Origin of the sequence: Aeromonas sp. 602396 (assembly GCF_049173735.1) — a bacterium.
In the GTDB taxonomy this organism is placed as follows: domain Bacteria; phylum Pseudomonadota; class Gammaproteobacteria; order Enterobacterales; family Aeromonadaceae; genus Aeromonas; species Aeromonas veronii_A.
This window is the reverse complement of record NZ_JAAKSD010000006.1, coordinates 1-15,695: the sequence shown is the minus strand read 5'-3', so window position 1 is coordinate 15,695 and position 15,695 is coordinate 1. Positions and strand designations below refer to the sequence as shown.

Below are 15,695 nucleotides of genomic sequence, written 5' to 3'. Positions count from 1 at the left end.
GAAAAGTGAATATCACCAAAGGGGGGAGTTAATTTGGCCAGATCCTGTCACGGGATTATCGCAGGCCACCTCTCCGGGGCCGGAATGCGTCATGCAGAGTCACAAAGAATTAGCCCCGCTGGGCAGAACATACAACGGGGCTGGATATTCAGGATAGTTTTTTCAGGCTGGCCTTGTGCTGCTCCAGCAAATTCTCAGGGGGCGGCGGCACCTGCAGGTAGAACCCCTGGTTGGTCAGCGCGGCCATCACCTTGCCGACATCAGCCAGCCCCAAGGGCTTGGCCGGATCCAGCTTGGTCATCAGCACCAGCTCGGGACGCCCGAATGCGCTCAGTAGTGGCTCGGGAACGCGGGAAAAATCCTCTCTTTTTTCAACAAAAAGGTAGGTCTCGGCTTTTTTGCGACTTTTATAGACTGCACACAACATGGAAATTGATATAATCCGACGAGTTTATTGCCTCTGATGGGGGCAAACTATAACATCAGGAATTGAATAACAATAACGGATTAGCATCTCTGCCTCGGGGAAGATTCATGGTTGAGCGCGATAACGAATTGAAAGGGACCACCTTCACTATTTCTGTGTTGCATATCAGCGATGGCGAGCCTGAGCGGATACGTCAGTTGTTGGCCGAAAAAGTGGCCCAGGCACCCTACTTTTTTAATTGTGCGCCGCTGGTGATCAATGTTTCCCGACTGGAACATATTCCCGATTTCGAACAGCTCAAGGAGCTGGTGGAGTCCGAAGAGTTTGTGCTGGTTGGCATCACGGGGGCGCGCAGTGAAGAGATGAAGACGGCCGCCAAGGCGGTGGGACTGGCAGTGATGGCCTCGGGCAAGAGTCGCAAGAGCGAACCGGAACCCGAGCCTGCCCCCGCGCCAGCCGCCCCTGAGGTGGTTCCCGAGCCCGAACCCGCCCCCTTGATCCCGAGCAAGGTACATGTGGGACCGGTTCGTTCCGGCCAGCAGATTTATGCCGCCGGTACCTCGTTGGTGGTGCTGGGGTCCGTCAGTCCAGGAGCCGAAGTGCTCGCCGACGACAGCATTCATATTTATGGCACCCTGCGTGGCAGAGCCATTGCCGGTGCCCGGGGAAACACCCAGGCCCGGATCTATTGCCAGCAATTACAGGCCGAGCTGCTCTCCATCGCGGGCACATTCCAGCTGAGCGATGCATTGCCGGCAGGCCTGATCCAGCAACCGGTACACGTCCGGCTGGACAATGAACAACTCCGAATAGACCGTATCAAATAGAGTTACAAGGAAGCGAGAATGGCGCGAATCATAGTCGTTACATCGGGTAAAGGTGGCGTTGGCAAGACCACAACCAGTGCGGCCCTGAGCACCGGCTTAGCCCAGCGTGGTCACAAGACAGTGGTCATTGACTTTGACATCGGTCTGAGAAACCTGGATCTCATCATGGGCTGCGAGCGGCGCGTGGTGTATGACTTCGTCAACGTCATCAATGGGGAAGCAAACCTCAATCAGGCGCTGATCAAGGACAAACGCTCGGAAAATCTGTTTATCCTGCCCGCCTCCCAGACCCGGGACAAAGATGCCCTCACCCGTGAGGGGGTCGAGAAGATCCTGGATCAACTGGCGGAGATGAAGTTCGATTACATCGTCTGCGACTCCCCGGCGGGGATCGAGGCGGGCGCACTGATGGCGCTCTATTTTGCCGATGAAGCGATCGTCACCACCAACCCGGAAGTCTCTTCCGTGCGTGACTCCGACCGCATCCTTGGCATCCTGGCCTCCAAGTCTCGCCGCGCCGAGCGTGGCGAAGACCCCATCAAGGAGCACCTGCTGCTGACCCGCTACTGCCCGACCCGCGTCAACCGCGGCGACATGCTGAGCGTGCAGGATGTGCAGGAGATCCTGGCCATCCCGCTGCTCGGGGTGATCCCGGAGTCCCAGGCGGTGCTGCGCGCCTCCAACTCCGGCGAACCGGTCATCCTGGACAAGGAGTCCGATGCCGGTCAGGCCTACGAAGATGCGGTGTCCCGCCTGCTGGGCGATGCCAAGGAATTTCGTTTTCTGGAAGAAGAGAAGAAGGGCTTCTTTAGCCGACTGTTCGGGAGTTAAACATGTCATTATTGGATTATTTTCGTTCCAACAAGAAACAGAACACCGCACAACTGGCCAAAGAGCGGTTGCAGATCATCGTTGCTCACGAGCGTTCATCCAGAGGGGGGCCGGATTACCTGCCCCAGCTCAAGCAGGATATCCTCGATGTGATCCGTAAATACGTCAACATTGATCCGGAGAAGATAACCGTTCAACTGGATCAGAAGAGTGATGAGCTGTCAGTGCTGGAGCTCAACATCACCTTCGCCGATGACAAGAAGGGATGAGCTGACGCCCTATGCGTGACCCCTTCCCCCAATGAAGACCGGATCCTGTCACTGGATCCGGTTTTTTATTGGCACAAAAACAGGTCACAGCGGCTCGCCTCATCTCGCCAAGGGGTCTGCCGACCGCTAGAATAGCGCCGCCCCGCAGGCAGTGATCTGCGCTGGCACCTTTTTCTCTTTTCTGGAACAGACCGCTTATGTCTATGAATGACGAAATGCACAGCGTCGAGGAACTGCTCGATACCGCCCTCGAACTCTTTATGGAGCTGGCCTCTGACAACCTGCCGGAGCAGGAGATCGCCCGTTTCAATCAGGAGTTCAACGACCGCGGCCTGCTGGCCGAAACCGACCCGGCCGATGACTGGGAAGCGGACGTGGGTTTTGCGGTGAGCGACACCGACTATGCCGAGATCTGGGTTGGCCTTGGCAATGAAGAACAAGAGTATGAGCATCTGTTTGCCCGCATGCTGCTCTCCCGCCGTGTTGACGAGAAGTTCTGCCACATCGAATGGCTGCCCCAATAATTCCGGATCCCGATGATCCCAGCCACTATCAGTGGGAGTCTAGCCCTGACGCCGTGGCCCCCGTACGCCCATCTGCATCCCTTGGGCGCCGGGTGTTGAGGTGGGCAGGCAAGATCGCGCTGGCCGGGCTGCTCTGCTCGGTCGGCTCGGTCGCCTTGCTGCGCTTTATCGATCCGCCGATGTGGAGCTGGCGTATCGAGCGGGCCCTCTTTCCGCCCGCCAAGATCACCCAGGTGCGCCATCAATGGGTAGATCTGGAGTCCATCTCCAAGGAGCTGCAACTGGCGGTGATCGCCGCCGAGGATCAGCGCTTTGCCGATCACAACGGCTTTGACATGGATGCCATCAACGCGGCCCTCAAGCACAACCAGCACAGCGAACGGGTGCGCGGCGCCAGCACCCTCAGTCAGCAGACCGCCAAGAACCTCTTTATGTGGAGTGATCGCAGCTTCCTGCGCAAGGGGCTGGAGGCCTGGTTTACCCTGCTGATGGAGCTGGGTTGGGACAAGGCCCGTATTCTCGAGGTCTATCTCAATATCGTGGAGTTCGGCCCCGGCATCTATGGCGCCGAAGCCGCTGCCCGCACCTACTTTGGCAAACCGGCCAGCCGCTTGACCCGCTACGAGTCATCCCTGCTGGCTGCTGCCCTGCCCAATCCGTGGCGCTATCGGGTCAAGCCCCCTTCACCCTATGTGCAGAAGCGCTCGGTCTGGATCCGCCGCCAGATGGGACAACTGGGCCAGATCACCCTCAATCGGGTGCATCAGGCCGACTGATCCTCAGGGCTCATCGGGTTTCTCCGGTGGGCCCAGATGGCCGCCCACCGTTTCGCGGTGAAGCGGCAGATAGTGCCACCACCAGGCCTCGCGCCGTCGCTTGATCTGTTGCCGCCGTCCCCGCTGCTTCATCCCCTTACTCCCTGCCAGCTGATCCGCGCCTTAACCATACTCCCCCAACGGCAACTTGGACAGGCCAGCCACGCCCGGCGCACTGGTCTGGCCGCCACAGCCAATAATTGTTACAGTAACGAACCTCGATGTATCTGGAGTGATTTCATGGAACAGCGTACCCCGGATCAGCTGGTCGAATGGGCCTATGATCAGTTTCTTGAGCAGGCCGCCGATATGCTGGCCCCCGAACAAATAGTCGACATCACCCTGGAGTTTGAGCAGCGTGGCGCCGTGGAGGCGACCCTGCCCAATGCCGACTGGTCGACCGAGCTGGGTGAACCGGTCGATATGGAGCGCTGGGTCGAAGTGTGGGTCGGTTTGCTGGATCATCAGGATGAGTTTGAGGTGATCTTCGCCACCTTCCTGCTGCCCCGTCTGCTGACCGAAGATCAAGTGCATGTGCGCTGGCATCGCCAGCAGCAGGCATAAAAAAGGCGCCATCGGCGCCTTTCTTGTTTCTATTTTCACTTAATTCAGTTTTCTGCTAATCCTGCGCCGCGATGGCCTTGGCCAGACAGCGGCGGCACCAGCAAGCGCTGGCCTCCTGCATCGGCAGTACCGGCAACTGGCTGCACCAGCACTGCGCAATGGTCTGACCGGCAGAAACGGCGCAATAGGCCGGTTCGCCACAACCCGGGCAGCGGTGGGTGCTTTTCGAGCCATCCAATTCGGCCATCACCGCCAGCTGGGCCTTGCTATCCATCGCCGACCAGTGGCCGATCTCGCTCAGGGTGCGGCCACAACCAAGGCAAAGCCCGTCTTTCGCCTTGCAGAGGCCAACACAGGGGCTCGGCATCTTATTCGCTATCCACTGCCGAGTCGGTCTCTGTGGCCACCAGAGTGATGGCATTGTCTTCGATGACAATCTTGCCCTGCTTGTAGAGGCCGCCGATCGCCTTCTTGAAGGTGCCCTTGCTCATGCTGAACAGCTTGTAGATGAGTTCGGGTTCACTCTTGTCACCCACCGCCAGACTGCCGCCCTGCTTTTTCATCCGGCTCAGAATGCGCTCACCGGCATCATCAACCCGCGCCAGACCCGGCTTTTGCAGGGTCAGATCCAGCTTGCCATCTTCGCGAACCTGCTTGACCCAAGCGGTTTGCGGCCGACCGGTCATCACCCGGCCAAACACCTCGTTCTTGAACAGCATGCCGGGATACTGACCGTTGACGATCACCTTGATGCCAAGGGGCGAGTGCTCCCCCGGCAGCGCGGTCACTTCGTCACCGACCTTGAAGTTGCTGCCGGCCGGGGTCAGGAAACGCTCGATGCGGCTGGTGCCGACCATGCGCCCTTCATTATCCAGTTGCAGACGCACCAGATAGACGTGGCCCACCTGCATCGGCTTGTTCTGCTCACGGCTGGGCACAAACAGATCCTTTTTCATGCCCCAGTCGAGGAAAGCACCAATCTTGTTGGCATTGACCACTTTCAGACCGGCAAATTCGTCCACCATGGCAAATGGCTTGTCGGTGGTGATCACCGGCTCGCAATCGGCATCCAGATAGAGGAAGACCTGCACGCTATCCCCCTCTTTCACCCCTTCCGGCAGTTGACGCTTGGGCAGCAGCAGTTCACCGTACTCATCGGCCGCAAGCCAGGCGCCACGGTCTTCGAGTTCAACAACGGTGAGGGTGTTCATCTTGCCAATCTGTATCATGGTGCTCTCTTTTTTCATTACCCGGATGGGCCAACTGAACATGGCCCCTATGGGCGCGCATGTTACCTCAAGAGCGGTGATCCGGCCTAGTCCCCAAGCCACCACTGGCCGCTCTTTCGCCCTTACCTTATCCGCCAATGGTGATTAAATCGCCAAACAGGCGGCCATTTGCTGCAAATAACCCCACTTTTAGGTAGACTCCGCGGCTGTTCAAATCCAGAGGAACTGTCGATGAACCCATCCACTCGTACCCGCCATCTTAATCAATGGATCCAGAGCCACAGCGATCAGGACATGACCTACCCGGCCCTGCACGGTTTTCTCTGTGCTCGTCTGGTAGGGCCGGAAAGCCCTGACTGGCAACGCCCGTTGGCTGGTCTGCTGGAACAGGATGCCGAGTTGGATGAAAAAAGCGCAGAAGCCCTCAACCACCTGATCGCCGAGCTGGAATCCCAGGCCGACGACGCCCAGCTGGCCCTGCCGAGTCAATGCCGCCTGCCCAGCGATAACCCCGAGCAGGTGTTCGAACAGAGCCACCCACTCGGTCAATGGTGTTATGGCTTCAGCATGGGTTTTGCCACCTGGCCCAAGCCGAAGGATTTGAACGACCCGACCACCCAGTACCGCTTCAGTCTGGCCGCCGAGCTGAGCCTGTTTCGCGACAAGCAGATGGCCCAGATGCTCTATAGCGCCGCCGCCAGCGAACTCCCCTTTGTCGAGTTCTGCAAACGCCAGCGCCAGAACATGAAAACCGCCCTCAACCAGTTGCTCAACCTCGACCAGTATCAGGCCGCCCCCAGCGCTGATGTGGCCCTCAATAGCGAGCAGGCCCAACAGTGGCAGACCTGGTTCGAGCTGGCCGACAGCTGCCGCGATCATCAGGCCCGCCTAGGCTGGTTCGAGAAGATCATCGCCGATGCCACTCCACTCTTTGATGAAGCCTTCTGGCAGCAAATCGCCGGCCACGGCTGGAGTGCCCCCGAGCTGCGTCCTCTGCTGGCCGCCAGAGCCGGCCGTGCCGACTGCCTTTTGCGCCTTGGCAAGCTGGACGAGGCCAAAGCGGAGTATCTGGCGCTGCTGACAATCTGCATGGCCGATGAGCTGGGTTGCCGCTACAACCTCTCCACCCTCTATGCACTGCAAGGGGATTGGCAGGCGTTGGCCGCCCTGCTGGTGCGCTTCGATGAAGCCTCCAGCTGGTTGCTCTATAACAAGGCGCTGATGGTCTTTGCTACCGAGGGTGCCGAGGCAGCCAAGCCCCATCTGCTGGTCGCCATCGAGGCCAACCCGCACATTCCGGCCTGCCTGCTGGGTCAGCGCAAGCTGCCCAAACAGGAGCCACAAAGCTGGCAAGCGGGCAGCCGCGACGAGGCCGCGCTCTACGCTATCCACACTCGCGAGGCTTGGCTCAAGCAGAACGCCCTCATCTGGTTGCGTAAAGGCTGAACAACGTTGGCTTAAAATCCCGTCGGTCAGACCCGGTTTTTCCTTGAGGGCGTGCGCCACCGCACATTTCATCGCAACCGGGTCAGACAAATCAGCTTGAGTTTCGTATCATCAATGTCAAAGTATCAAAAGAAACTGCATCTGATGCAGCCGTCACAGCAGGGTGTAATATGTCAAAAATCATAGCGTTACTCGCTCACTACCCGCCCTATCAGTTGGTACATGCCGCCGAGATGCTACGGGATACCTTCGAACAGTTTTATGAACAGCGTTACCAGCTGACCGTGCCGCAATGGCGCCTGATGATGGTGCTCGGCCCCAACTACCCCATCAGCCAGAAAGAGCTGGTCGAGGCGAGCGGCATGGACAAGGTGCGCATCTCCCGCGAGATCCGCCGTCTGGTCGAAAAAGGGATCATCTTTACCGAGAGCAGCGAGCAGGACAAACGCATCAGCCTGGTCTCCCTCACCAATGCCGGGCTCGCCCTCTTCCTGCAGCTCAAGAGTGAAGCGGGCAGCTGGCAACATACCCTGACCGACTATCTGCCTAGCGAATCCCGCGAGGCGATCCGCCAGCATCTGCACAGCGTCAGCGCCGCCATTGAGCAGTTGCAATCACTGGATCGGGAGAAATAATCATGGATTTGAAAAAGTTCGCCACCATGGACATCAACATGCTGCTGAGCGTCGTCAATATGCAGCTGCGAGATCGCTATGACGATCTGAATGATCTCTGCAAAGCGCAGGAGATCGATCAGGCGGCACTGGAAGCGCGGCTCGCCAGCGGCGATTTTCACTACCAGCCAGCGCAGAAACAGTTCAGATAAAGAGAGCTAGCGGGATCGGGATCACAGCGCCAGTGATGGCGCTGGCTCTGCGGTAAAAACCTGATATGGTCTGAAGAGGCCAACAGGGTGATGCACGGATACATCACCCTGTCACAAGAGGGCATTAAAATCGTTTCAGGTGAGCAAACCAAGGATGACCCCATGATATTGATGACCCGACAGAGCCTGTTGATCACGCTCTGTACCCTGTTGATGATCAGCCTCTTCACACCCTACTTGCCGCAAAGTACCGAACAGTGGCTAACCACCCTCTTGCTTGGCCTGCTGGTCATGGTGGCATTGCTGCTGGTACGTGGTTGTCGCCGCTTTATGATGGAGTAGTGACTCCGCCAGAGCGTCTATACCGACCACTTGCCGCGATACTCTCTGTAGCAGCAACGTCTGTCGCAATCATATCTAACCAAAAAACAAACGCAGCCTGATGGCTGCGTTCTTGTATCTCGCAGGGCAACCCCTTGAAGAGATAACCCCTGACGGGATAGAGAGCCCTTATAAAAGAGAGCCCTTAGATAGCCAGAGCCTCAAGCTGCGCTTTGGCCGCTTCCATCCCCTTGCTCTGGGCATCCGGGCCCATCCCCATCCCTTCGGCGTAGATGAAATCCACCTCTTTGATACCGATGAAACCGAGCACGGTACGCATGTAGGGAGTGACCAGATCGGTGGCGCTGCCGACGTGCATGCCGCCGCGGGGGCTGATCACCAGCGCACGGGTATTTTCAACCATACCCACCGGACCGGTCTCGGTGTAGCGGAAGGTGACGCCAGCACGAGCCACCAGATCGATCCAGTTTTTCAGCTGGGTCGGGATGTTGAAGTTGTACATGGGGGCCGCAATCACCACCAAGTCGCTCGCTTTCAGTTCGGCGATCAGCTCGTCGGACTGGGCGATCACCGCCAGTTGACGCTCATTGAGGTTATCACCACCACGCAGGCCGGAGGCCAGCTCGCCATCCAGCACCGGCAGGTTGAGGGCCGCCAGATCACGCACGGTGACGGCATCATCCTGATGATCAGCCAGGAAGCCGTCGATCAGGGCGTTGGATTGGGAATATTGACCCAGGATGCTGGATTTGAGTACGAGGATATTGGCCATGGTGAAACTCCATTTGGTTGTCGGTTGAACAGCCTTGCTGTCGATGGAGGTCACTCTAAACATTGTGCTTATTTGCTGATAGCGAAAATAGATGCTCAACTTGTTCAAATTTTTTGATGCAAGGCCACTTCCTCGCCAGCCAACCCTGCGGCCGCGCTTCCACCCTTGGCAGAACAAACGATTGCCGTTATGATCCGCCGCACTTTTTTCCAGCGACCCGGATCCCATGATACCCTCGCGCAGGCACTCTCCTTTGGCCGGTGCAGTCTGGATGATGGTGGCAGGACTCTGCTTCGCCGCCGTCAACAGCCTGAGCCAGTATGTCAGCTTCAAGCTTGGCCTCCCATCGACTCAGGTCGCCTTCCATCAATACCTGATCGCCCTGATCTGCCTACTGCCCTGGCTGGTTCGTCATGGCTTGCGCCAATCCCTGATGACCAATCAGTTCCGGTTGCACCTGTTGCGGGTATTGCTGGCAGTGATCGGCATCCAGCTCTGGCTCTGGGCACTGGCGTACCCCGTCCCCATCTGGCAGGGGATCGCCCTGCTGATGACCTCACCGCTGTTTGCCACCCTGGGCTCCGCCCTGCTGCTCAAGGAGCAGGTGAGCCGCACCCGCATTCTGGCCACCCTGGCGGGCTTTGCCGGCGCCATGCTGATCCTCGCCCCCTGGACTGACGAGTTCAACTGGGCCTCCCTGCTGCCGGTGGCGGCGGCGCTGTTCTGGGCCGGCTACTCCCTGATGGTGCGCTATCAGGCGGCCAACGAATCATCCCACACCATTGTGGTCTATCTGCTTATCTTTAGTACCCCGTTCAACATCATGCTGGCCCTGCCGGAGTGGCAGTGGCCAAGCGAGAGCCAGTGGCTGCTGGTAGCCGCCTCCGGCGTGCTGACGGCACTGGCCCAAATGTCCATCGCTCGCGCTTACAGCGTGGCAGAGGCCTCCTTCGTGCAGCCTTTCGATTTTGCCAAGCTGCCGATGAACGTGCTGGCGGGCTGGCTGGTATTTGGCTGGGCGCCCCCCGGCCGTCTGTGGCTTGGCGCCGCCATCATCATTGGCGCCATTACCTTGCTGACCCATCTGGAGCAGCGCGCTCACAAACCCGTTTCCTGAGGTACGCCATGCGTGCCTCTTTTTTTGTCCGCTATTCGTGCGATAGCGATCATCAACAATGACCATCGACATCAGGAGAGATCGTATGTTTGGAACCGCAACCCGCCCCGGCGCCACCCGTGCCCTGCTGCTGGGCTCCGGCGAACTTGGCAAAGAGGTCGCCATCGAGTTGCAACGGTTCGGGATCGAAGTGATCGCCGCCGACCGCTATGCCAACGCCCCCGCCATGCAGGTGGCCCACGCAGCCCACGTGCTGGACATGCTCGATGGCAACGCCCTGCGTGCCCTGGTTGCCGAGGTTAAACCCGACCTCATCATCCCCGAGATTGAAGCGATTGCCACTGATACCCTGGCTGCCCTTGAGCAAGAAGGGGTCAAGGTAGTGCCCAACGCCTGCGCTACCCAACTCACCATGAACCGGGAAGGGATCCGCCGCCTCGCCGCCGAGACCCTGGGTCTGCCCACCTCACCCTATCGTTTTGCCCAAAGCAAAGAGGAGTTTGTCGCCGCCGTCGAGGCTATCGGCCTGCCCTGCGTGGTGAAACCTGTGATGAGTTCGTCCGGCAAGGGGCAGAGTGTACTGCGCGATCTCGCCAAGCTGGATGAGAGCTGGACCTACGCCCAGGAGGGTGGCCGCGCCGGTCGTGGCAAGGTGATCGTCGAGGGCTTCGTTCCCTTTGAGTACGAGATCACCCTGCTCACGGTACGCGCCGTCGATGGCATTCACTTCTGCGACCCTATCGGCCACCGGCAGGAAGATGGCGACTACCGCGAATCCTGGCAGCCACAGGTGATGAGCGAGCTGGCGCTGGTCCGATCCAAAGAGGTAGCGGCCAAGGTGGTCGAGGCCCTCGGCGGTTACGGCCTGTTCGGGGTCGAACTCTTCATCAAGGGGGATGAGGTGTGGTTCAGCGAAGTCTCCCCCCGCCCCCACGATACCGGCATGGTGACCCTTATCTCGCAGGATCTCTCCGAGTTCGCCCTGCACGTGCGCGCCATTCTGGGACTGCCGGTCGGCACCATCACCCAGTACGGGCCGAGTGCCTCCGCCGTGGTGTTGCGCGAAGGGCACAGCCAGGACATCCGCTATCAGGGAATTGGTGAGGCATTGGCGCTGGTGCCGGGCGCCCAGCTGCGGCTGTTTGGCAAGCCGGAGATCGCCGGTCGCCGCCGTCTTGGCGTGGCGCTGACCCGCGCAGCGGATTGCCAGGATGCGGTGGAAAAAGCCAAAGCTGTGGCCGCCAAGGTCGAAGTACTGTTCTAAGGGCTTTTTTGCCACAGCAAAACAAACGTTTGCCGATGTGATCGAGCGCAAGGGGCATGGCAATGCCCCTTTTGCATTTCCCCGTCAGGCTTATAATCCCCTCTTCAAATTTGTCAGGAGTACAAGATGTTAGCTGCCGTGATCTTCGATATGGATGGTGTTCTGATCGACTCGGAACCCTTTTGGCAACGGGCCCAAATCGCCGTTTTCTCCGAACTGGGTCACCCCCACACCGTCGAGGATTGTGAGTCGACCATCGGCGTGCGCATAGATCAGCTGGTTGCCCACTGGTATCGCCTGCGCCCGTGGAGCGGCCCGACTCAGGAAGAGGTGGTACAGCGCATTCTGGATCGGGTCAACGCCCTGATCCTCTCCGAAGGTCAGGCCAAAGCCGGTGTGCAGGAGGCGCTCGACCTTATCGAGGCCCGCGGCCTGAAAGTGGGTCTGGCGACCTCCTCACCCTTTGCCATGGTAGAAGCTGTACTCGGCAAACTCGGCATTCGCGATCGCTTTATGGCGGTTCACTCTGCGGAAATCGAGCGTTTCGGCAAACCGCACCCGGATGTCTATATCCACGCCGCCGAGAAACTGGGGGTGGAACCGGTGCACTGCTTGGCCATCGAAGACAGCTTTACCGGTTTGCTGGCGGCCAAGGCGGCCTCCATGACAGCGCTGATCGTGCCGGATCCCGCTTTAGTGGGCGACCCACGCTTGGCCATCGCCAACTACCAGCTCGGCTCGCTGGCCGAACTCAATGCCGACATGTTGGCCAGCTGGGTCAAATAGCGCCTATCGGCGCCTTGCTGCGCTCGCGTTCTCATATCCGCAGGGGGCTCCAGCCCCCTGTTATTGCCAAACAACCGTTGGCAATTCCCCTCTTTTCACCCGTCAATCACAACCGGATTGTGCTTATCGCACACGACCAGTCCAGCCGGTTTCACCTTGCCATCCCTCAGGCTTGATCTCTGTCATAAACGTGCGTTTGCTCGCGGTTAACCCCCTGCAGCCCGACTAGAATCAGGGTAGATAGGCGGCCTCAGGGCCCGAGGAGGTTATCATGATCGAGTACACCAGCAAGCGCATCGTCTGCCCCCACTGCGGCCACCATACCCGGGTCGAGCTGGATGCCAGCCAGGGTGATCAGGAGTTTTACGAAGATTGCATGGCCTGTTGCAATCCGATCCATCTGCGGCTTCACCGCGACGAAGCACGCGACTGTTTGCAGTTGTTTGTGGATGCAGACGACGAGCAACTGTTTTGATTACGAGTCACAAAAGGCCGAGCAGCTGTTTTGCATGCAAGTCGCAAAGAGCTGAGCAGATGTTGTGACTGCGAGCCATAAAAAGTTGAGTGGATATTTTCACCATGTAAATAACAAGGGCCTGCACACTGCAGGCCCTTGCTTATGAGACGATTGAAACCGAGCCGGTTCCTTTCAGTTACCCCCGCGTGCCGCCAGCACCCGCTCCACGGTATCGACGATGGCCTGGGTCTGAGGATCGATCTCGATATTGGTCTGCCAGCCAGCCTTGGCCCAACCCAGGTTGGTGCGGGCCAAGGTCTCGGGGATCAGGTGGACGCAGAACTCCCGCTCACGCACCTCGCCGATGGTCAGACTGATGCCGTCAATGCCGATGTACCCCTTGGTCAGCACATATTTCATCAGCTCGGGAGCAAGGCGATACCACACCTGACGGTTGTTGGGTGTGTCGATCACCGAGGTAACCTCTGCCATGCCGATGATATGGCCAGACATGGCATGACCGCCGATCTCGTCGCCAAAGCGGGCAGCCCGCTCCACATTGACCTTGTCCCCCACCTGCAGCTTGCCGAGGTTGGTCAGGCGCAGGGTCTCCTGCATCAAATCGAAGCTGACCAGCTCCCCCTCGACCCGGGTGACGGTCAAACAGCAGCCGTTGTGAGCGACCGAGGCACCGAGGGCCAACCCTTCCCCCCACTCCCGGCTGGGCATGCGGATCACATGGGTACGGAAGTTGGGTTGCTCTTCGATGGCCACCAGTTCGGCGGTCCCCTGCACTATGCCAGTGAACATCTCTCGTCTCCTGCTACTGCAAAAAGGGCAGGTTAACCTCGGGCAGAGGGTGAGACAAGGGTACAGGCTGACAAGCTTGCGCCCGATCGCTATAGTGACGCCGTTCACATCCGGGTAAACAAGGAAAAAGAAATGCAGGTATATCAATGTTGTGAAGCGATCCGTATCGCCTATAACCAGATTGGCTCCGGCGAGCAGGGCTATGTGCCAAACGCCATCGCCGCTACTATCCGCGCCCTCAACGCGGTCGCCGCTGATGAGCGGGTACCCGCCGAGCTGCGCGAGCAGGCTGCCTATGCCGCTGCCAACCTGCTGATCAGCGATCACGAAGACGCCTGATCCTGCCCCTTGGGGTGGCAACTATTTCGTCCTGGCTGAATTTCAGGCTAGAATGCCTCCCCCACCCTTTGCACTTTCGTCCGAAAGTGCAAAGGCTCTTCCCGATTTCCGCTCTTTTTTACTCTTATCTGATCCACTCGGAGGTGTCAGTGCAACGTTATTGGTCCGAGGCGAAGCAGCTCGTCCGTCTAGCCAGCCCCATTCTGGTCGCCCAGGTGGCTCAGGTCGCCATGAACTTCGTCGATACCGTGATGGCGGGTCAGGTGAGTGCGGTCGATCTGGCCGCCGTGTCGGTGGCGTCCAGCTTCTGGCTACCGGTGATCCTGCTGGTGCAGGGGATCATCATGGCGCTCACCCCCATCGTCTCCCAGCTCAATGGCGCCCGTAAACGCGAAGCCATTCGCCCGGCCGTTCATCAGGGTTTCTGGCTGGCACTGATCGTCACCCCGCTGGCGATGATTGCGCTCTATTACAGCCCGCTGGCGTTGCAGTTCATGGATGTGGAGCCTGTGATGGCCGCCAAGACCACTGGTTACCTGCACGCCATCCTGTGGGGCCTGCCCGCCTTCGTGATGTTCCAGGTGCTGCGCAACTTCAGTGAGGGGCTCTCCCACACCATGCCCACCATGGTGATCGGCTTTGTCGGGCTGGCGGTCAATATTCCCGCCAACTACATCTTCATCCACGGTCACTTCGGCATGCCCAAGCTTGGCGGGGTGGGTTGTGGCGTGGCCACGGCAATCGTGCTGTGGGCCATGCTGCTGGCGATGATCCTCTATGTGAAGCTCTCCCGTCACTTCACCGAGATCCGGCTCTTCTCCCAGCTGGCTCGCCCCAACGGCAGCCGGATCTGGCGCTTGTTCCGCTTAGGGTTCCCCATCGCCATGGCGATCTTCTGCGAGGTGACCCTGTTTACCGTGGTGGCCCTGATGCTGGCCCCCTTCGGCGCCGAGACGGTGGCGAGCCACCAGATTGCGCTGAACTTCTCCAGCCTGGTCTTTATGCTGCCCCTCTCCATCGGGGTGGGTGTCACCATCCGGGTCGGTCACAGCATCGGCGAAGGGCAGCCCCATCATGCTCGGGTGGCGGCTCGCACCGGCTTGATGCTGGGGATGGCCATTGCCGCTGCCACTGCCGCCATGACGGTGTTACTGCGCGAGCAGATCGCCTCCATCTATACCGATGATCAGCAGGTGATCGTTCTGGCGGCCATTTTGCTGTTCTTCGCCGCCATCTATCAGATCTCCGACTCGGTACAGGTGGTCGCGGCCGCCGCACTGCGCGGTTACAAGGATACCCAGGCGATTTTCTACGTCACCATCGTCGCCTACTGGGGACTGGGGCTGCCCACCGGCATGATCCTGGGTCTGACCGACTGGCTGGTGCCACGGATGGGGCCGCAGGGTTTCTGGATCGGCTTTATCGTCGGCCTCACCAGTGCGGCCCTGATGCTGGGGGCAAGATTGCGCTACATCTACGGCCGTTTTGCCACTCCGGAGGCCTGCACTACCCTGTCGCGATCTCAGTAACAGGGCTTGGCAAGCGACAACTCGCCTGCAAAATCAACAGGCTGCGCAAGAACTGGGCAAACAGTCTCCTTTGTGCATATGGCCTGTTGACAGCCTTGGGGGGCATGGGTAGTATGCCGACCACGTCAGCAGCGCTGGCGTAGTGAAGTAAGAGAAAGTGGGTTTATAGCTCAGTTGGTTAGAGCACTACCTTGACATGGTAGGGGTCGTTGGTTCGAATCCAATTAAACCCACCACTTCTTCTGTGATGCGTCCTTAGCTCAGCTGGTTAGAGCACCACCTTGACATGGTGGGGGTCGGTGGTTCGAATCCACTAGGACGCACCATTACAGAACACTGATTATGCGTCCTTAGCTCAGCTGGTTAGAGCATCACCTTGACATGGTGGGGGTCGGTGGTTCGAATCCACCAGGACGCACCATTCAGTTTGAAAGAAATGCAGATGTGGGTTTATAGCTCAGTTGGTTAGAGCACTACCTTGACATGGTAGGGGTCGTTGGTTCGAATCCAATTAAACCCAC

The 15,695-nt window shown here is 58.8% G+C and carries 22 protein-coding genes and 4 tRNA genes; 20 read left to right on the top strand and 6 right to left on the bottom strand.

The genetic code is table 11. From position 1 onward, the window contains the following. Positions 1 to 148: 148 nt before the first annotated feature. Complete coding sequence (locus G5229_RS09395; RefSeq protein ID WP_263086163.1) at positions 149 to 427, bottom strand: YcgL domain-containing protein; 279 nt, start codon at positions 425 to 427, stop codon at positions 149 to 151. A 107-nt stretch (positions 428 to 534) separates the two neighbouring features. On the opposite strand from G5229_RS09395, the gene minC reads away from it, so the two are divergent. The 5 genes from minC (at position 535) to mtgA (ending at position 3,654) form a co-directional block, all read left to right on the top strand. After that, the gene (gene minC, locus G5229_RS09390) at positions 535 to 1,254 is read left to right on the top strand and encodes a septum site-determining protein MinC (RefSeq protein ID WP_013723728.1); all 720 of its coding nucleotides are present in this window, start codon (positions 535 to 537) and stop codon (positions 1,252 to 1,254) included. Positions 1,255 to 1,272: 18 nt separating this feature from the next. Further along, positions 1,273 to 2,085 (top strand): septum site-determining protein MinD, encoded by an 813-nt coding sequence (minD, locus tag G5229_RS09385; RefSeq protein ID WP_005336847.1) that lies wholly within the window; start codon positions 1,273 to 1,275, stop codon positions 2,083 to 2,085. Between the two features lie 2 nt (positions 2,086 to 2,087). Beyond that, positions 2,088 to 2,354 (top strand): cell division topological specificity factor MinE, encoded by a 267-nt coding sequence (minE, locus tag G5229_RS09380; RefSeq protein WP_005336848.1) that lies wholly within the window; start codon positions 2,088 to 2,090, stop codon positions 2,352 to 2,354. Between the two features lie 197 nt (positions 2,355 to 2,551). After that, positions 2,552 to 2,878 (top strand): HI1450 family dsDNA-mimic protein, encoded by a 327-nt coding sequence (locus G5229_RS09375; protein ID WP_005352317.1) that lies wholly within the window; start codon positions 2,552 to 2,554, stop codon positions 2,876 to 2,878. Beyond that, positions 2,863 to 3,654, top strand: a complete 792-nt coding sequence (mtgA, locus tag G5229_RS09370) for a monofunctional biosynthetic peptidoglycan transglycosylase (RefSeq protein WP_410489648.1) — start codon at positions 2,863 to 2,865, stop codon at positions 3,652 to 3,654. Before G5229_RS09375 ends, mtgA begins: the two co-directional genes overlap by 16 nt. A 3-nt stretch (positions 3,655 to 3,657) precedes the next feature. Here mtgA and G5229_RS09365 read toward each other — a convergent pair whose 3' ends face one another. Continuing rightward, the gene (locus tag G5229_RS09365; RefSeq protein WP_019445852.1) at positions 3,658 to 3,786 is read right to left on the bottom strand and encodes a hypothetical protein; all 129 of its coding nucleotides are present in this window, start codon (positions 3,784 to 3,786) and stop codon (positions 3,658 to 3,660) included. A gap of 147 nt (positions 3,787 to 3,933) precedes the next feature. Here G5229_RS09365 and G5229_RS09360 point away from each other — a divergent pair, with 147 nt between their 5' ends. After that, entirely contained in the window at positions 3,934 to 4,257 is a 324-nt protein-coding gene (locus tag G5229_RS09360) for an HI1450 family dsDNA-mimic protein (protein ID WP_005336851.1), read from the top strand. Between the two features lie 55 nt (positions 4,258 to 4,312). Here G5229_RS09360 and G5229_RS09355 read toward each other — a convergent pair whose 3' ends face one another. Further along, complete coding sequence (locus G5229_RS09355; RefSeq protein WP_108614012.1) at positions 4,313 to 4,624, bottom strand: DUF1289 domain-containing protein; 312 nt, start codon at positions 4,622 to 4,624, stop codon at positions 4,313 to 4,315. Position 4,625: 1 nt separating this feature from the next. Next, complete coding sequence (locus G5229_RS09350; RefSeq protein WP_005336853.1) at positions 4,626 to 5,486, bottom strand: CvfB family protein; 861 nt, start codon at positions 5,484 to 5,486, stop codon at positions 4,626 to 4,628. Positions 5,487 to 5,717: 231 nt separating this feature from the next. Between G5229_RS09350 and G5229_RS09345 the strand changes: the two genes are divergently transcribed. From G5229_RS09345 to G5229_RS09330, 4 genes are all read left to right on the top strand, one after another. Then, positions 5,718 to 6,932 (top strand): UPF0149 family protein, encoded by a 1,215-nt coding sequence (locus G5229_RS09345; RefSeq protein ID WP_421172328.1) that lies wholly within the window; start codon positions 5,718 to 5,720, stop codon positions 6,930 to 6,932. Between the two features lie 170 nt (positions 6,933 to 7,102). Further along, positions 7,103 to 7,567: a MarR family winged helix-turn-helix transcriptional regulator gene (locus G5229_RS09340; RefSeq protein ID WP_005336856.1), complete on the top strand. Its 465-nt coding sequence runs from the start codon at positions 7,103 to 7,105 to the stop codon at positions 7,565 to 7,567. A 2-nt stretch (positions 7,568 to 7,569) separates the two neighbouring features. Beyond that, complete coding sequence (locus G5229_RS09335; protein WP_309506784.1) at positions 7,570 to 7,758, top strand: DUF4250 domain-containing protein; 189 nt, start codon at positions 7,570 to 7,572, stop codon at positions 7,756 to 7,758. Positions 7,759 to 7,920: 162 nt separating this feature from the next. Beyond that, positions 7,921 to 8,100: a hypothetical protein gene (locus G5229_RS09330; RefSeq protein ID WP_421172327.1), complete on the top strand. Its 180-nt coding sequence runs from the start codon at positions 7,921 to 7,923 to the stop codon at positions 8,098 to 8,100. Positions 8,101 to 8,284: 184 nt separating this feature from the next. Here G5229_RS09330 and G5229_RS09325 read toward each other — a convergent pair whose 3' ends face one another. Further along, positions 8,285 to 8,872, bottom strand: a complete 588-nt coding sequence (locus G5229_RS09325) for an FMN-dependent NADH-azoreductase (protein WP_005352326.1) — start codon at positions 8,870 to 8,872, stop codon at positions 8,285 to 8,287. 226 nt (positions 8,873 to 9,098) lie between these two features. Between G5229_RS09325 and G5229_RS09320 the strand changes: the two genes are divergently transcribed. From G5229_RS09320 to G5229_RS09305, 4 genes are all read left to right on the top strand, one after another. Then, positions 9,099 to 9,989 carry a DMT family transporter gene (locus G5229_RS09320; RefSeq protein WP_224967576.1) on the top strand — a complete coding sequence of 297 codons (891 nt, stop codon included), beginning with the start codon at positions 9,099 to 9,101 and terminating at the stop codon, positions 9,987 to 9,989. 85 nt (positions 9,990 to 10,074) lie between these two features. Then, positions 10,075 to 11,253, top strand: coding sequence for a formate-dependent phosphoribosylglycinamide formyltransferase (gene purT / locus G5229_RS09315; protein ID WP_216978854.1), 1,179 nt, complete (start codon positions 10,075 to 10,077; stop codon positions 11,251 to 11,253). 126 nt (positions 11,254 to 11,379) lie between these two features. Then, a complete protein-coding gene (gene hxpB / locus G5229_RS09310) occupies positions 11,380 to 12,039 on the top strand; it encodes a hexitol phosphatase HxpB (protein ID WP_139478532.1) in 660 nt (219 codons plus the stop codon). A gap of 271 nt (positions 12,040 to 12,310) precedes the next feature. After that, positions 12,311 to 12,514, top strand: a complete 204-nt coding sequence (locus tag G5229_RS09305; protein ID WP_005336871.1) for a CPXCG motif-containing cysteine-rich protein — start codon at positions 12,311 to 12,313, stop codon at positions 12,512 to 12,514. Between the two features lie 174 nt (positions 12,515 to 12,688). Here G5229_RS09305 and G5229_RS09300 read toward each other — a convergent pair whose 3' ends face one another. After that, positions 12,689 to 13,306 (bottom strand): riboflavin synthase subunit alpha, encoded by a 618-nt coding sequence (locus G5229_RS09300; RefSeq protein WP_216978855.1) that lies wholly within the window; start codon positions 13,304 to 13,306, stop codon positions 12,689 to 12,691. A 132-nt stretch (positions 13,307 to 13,438) separates the two neighbouring features. Between G5229_RS09300 and G5229_RS09295 the strand changes: the two genes are divergently transcribed. The 6 genes from G5229_RS09295 to G5229_RS09270 all read left to right on the top strand — a co-directional run bounded on the left by G5229_RS09295 (position 13,439) and on the right by G5229_RS09270 (position 15,694). Further along, the gene (locus G5229_RS09295) at positions 13,439 to 13,645 is read left to right on the top strand and encodes a YaeP family protein (protein WP_005345813.1); all 207 of its coding nucleotides are present in this window, start codon (positions 13,439 to 13,441) and stop codon (positions 13,643 to 13,645) included. A 149-nt stretch (positions 13,646 to 13,794) separates the two neighbouring features. Next, positions 13,795 to 15,174 (top strand): MATE family efflux transporter, encoded by a 1,380-nt coding sequence (locus G5229_RS09290; protein ID WP_040069252.1) that lies wholly within the window; start codon positions 13,795 to 13,797, stop codon positions 15,172 to 15,174. Positions 15,175 to 15,333: 159 nt separating this feature from the next. After that, positions 15,334 to 15,410 (top strand) — tRNA-Val (locus tag G5229_RS09285). Between the two features lie 13 nt (positions 15,411 to 15,423). Then, positions 15,424 to 15,500: transfer RNA gene (locus tag G5229_RS09280), tRNA-Val, on the top strand. 18 nt (positions 15,501 to 15,518) lie between these two features. Continuing rightward, positions 15,519 to 15,595, top strand: a tRNA-Val gene (locus tag G5229_RS09275). A gap of 25 nt (positions 15,596 to 15,620) precedes the next feature. Beyond that, positions 15,621 to 15,694, top strand: a tRNA-Val gene (locus tag G5229_RS09270). Position 15,695: the final 1 nt, after the last annotated feature.

Bases quoted from the DNA above. Each gene is read 5' to 3' on its own strand.
- G5229_RS09320 (WP_224967576.1), top strand. From the start codon at position 9,099: ATGATACCCTCGCGCAGGCACTCTCCTTTGGCCGGTGCAGTCTGGATG.
- G5229_RS09305 (WP_005336871.1), top strand. From the start codon at position 12,311: ATGATCGAGTACACCAGCAAGCGCATCGTCTGCCCCCACTGCGGCCAC.
- G5229_RS09300 (WP_216978855.1), bottom strand. From the start codon at position 13,306: ATGTTCACTGGCATAGTGCAGGGGACCGCCGAACTGGTGGCCATCGAA.
- G5229_RS09350 (WP_005336853.1), bottom strand. From the start codon at position 5,486: ATGATACAGATTGGCAAGATGAACACCCTCACCGTTGTTGAACTCGAA.
- minC (WP_013723728.1), top strand. From the start codon at position 535: ATGGTTGAGCGCGATAACGAATTGAAAGGGACCACCTTCACTATTTCT.
- G5229_RS09365 (WP_019445852.1), bottom strand. From the start codon at position 3,786: ATGAAGCAGCGGGGACGGCGGCAACAGATCAAGCGACGGCGCGAGGCC.
- mtgA (WP_410489648.1), top strand. From the start codon at position 2,863: ATGGCTGCCCCAATAATTCCGGATCCCGATGATCCCAGCCACTATCAG.
- minE (WP_005336848.1), top strand. From the start codon at position 2,088: ATGTCATTATTGGATTATTTTCGTTCCAACAAGAAACAGAACACCGCA.
- minD (WP_005336847.1), top strand. From the start codon at position 1,273: ATGGCGCGAATCATAGTCGTTACATCGGGTAAAGGTGGCGTTGGCAAG.
- G5229_RS09375 (WP_005352317.1), top strand. From the start codon at position 2,552: ATGTCTATGAATGACGAAATGCACAGCGTCGAGGAACTGCTCGATACC.
- G5229_RS09395 (WP_263086163.1), bottom strand. From the start codon at position 427: ATGTTGTGTGCAGTCTATAAAAGTCGCAAAAAAGCCGAGACCTACCTT.
- hxpB (WP_139478532.1), top strand. From the start codon at position 11,380: ATGTTAGCTGCCGTGATCTTCGATATGGATGGTGTTCTGATCGACTCG.
- G5229_RS09340 (WP_005336856.1), top strand. From the start codon at position 7,103: ATGTCAAAAATCATAGCGTTACTCGCTCACTACCCGCCCTATCAGTTG.
- G5229_RS09355 (WP_108614012.1), bottom strand. From the start codon at position 4,624: ATGCCGAGCCCCTGTGTTGGCCTCTGCAAGGCGAAAGACGGGCTTTGC.
- G5229_RS09295 (WP_005345813.1), top strand. From the start codon at position 13,439: ATGCAGGTATATCAATGTTGTGAAGCGATCCGTATCGCCTATAACCAG.
- G5229_RS09360 (WP_005336851.1), top strand. From the start codon at position 3,934: ATGGAACAGCGTACCCCGGATCAGCTGGTCGAATGGGCCTATGATCAG.
- G5229_RS09335 (WP_309506784.1), top strand. From the start codon at position 7,570: ATGGATTTGAAAAAGTTCGCCACCATGGACATCAACATGCTGCTGAGC.
- G5229_RS09325 (WP_005352326.1), bottom strand. From the start codon at position 8,872: ATGGCCAATATCCTCGTACTCAAATCCAGCATCCTGGGTCAATATTCC.
- purT (WP_216978854.1), top strand. From the start codon at position 10,075: ATGTTTGGAACCGCAACCCGCCCCGGCGCCACCCGTGCCCTGCTGCTG.
- G5229_RS09330 (WP_421172327.1), top strand. From the start codon at position 7,921: ATGATATTGATGACCCGACAGAGCCTGTTGATCACGCTCTGTACCCTG.
- G5229_RS09345 (WP_421172328.1), top strand. From the start codon at position 5,718: ATGAACCCATCCACTCGTACCCGCCATCTTAATCAATGGATCCAGAGC.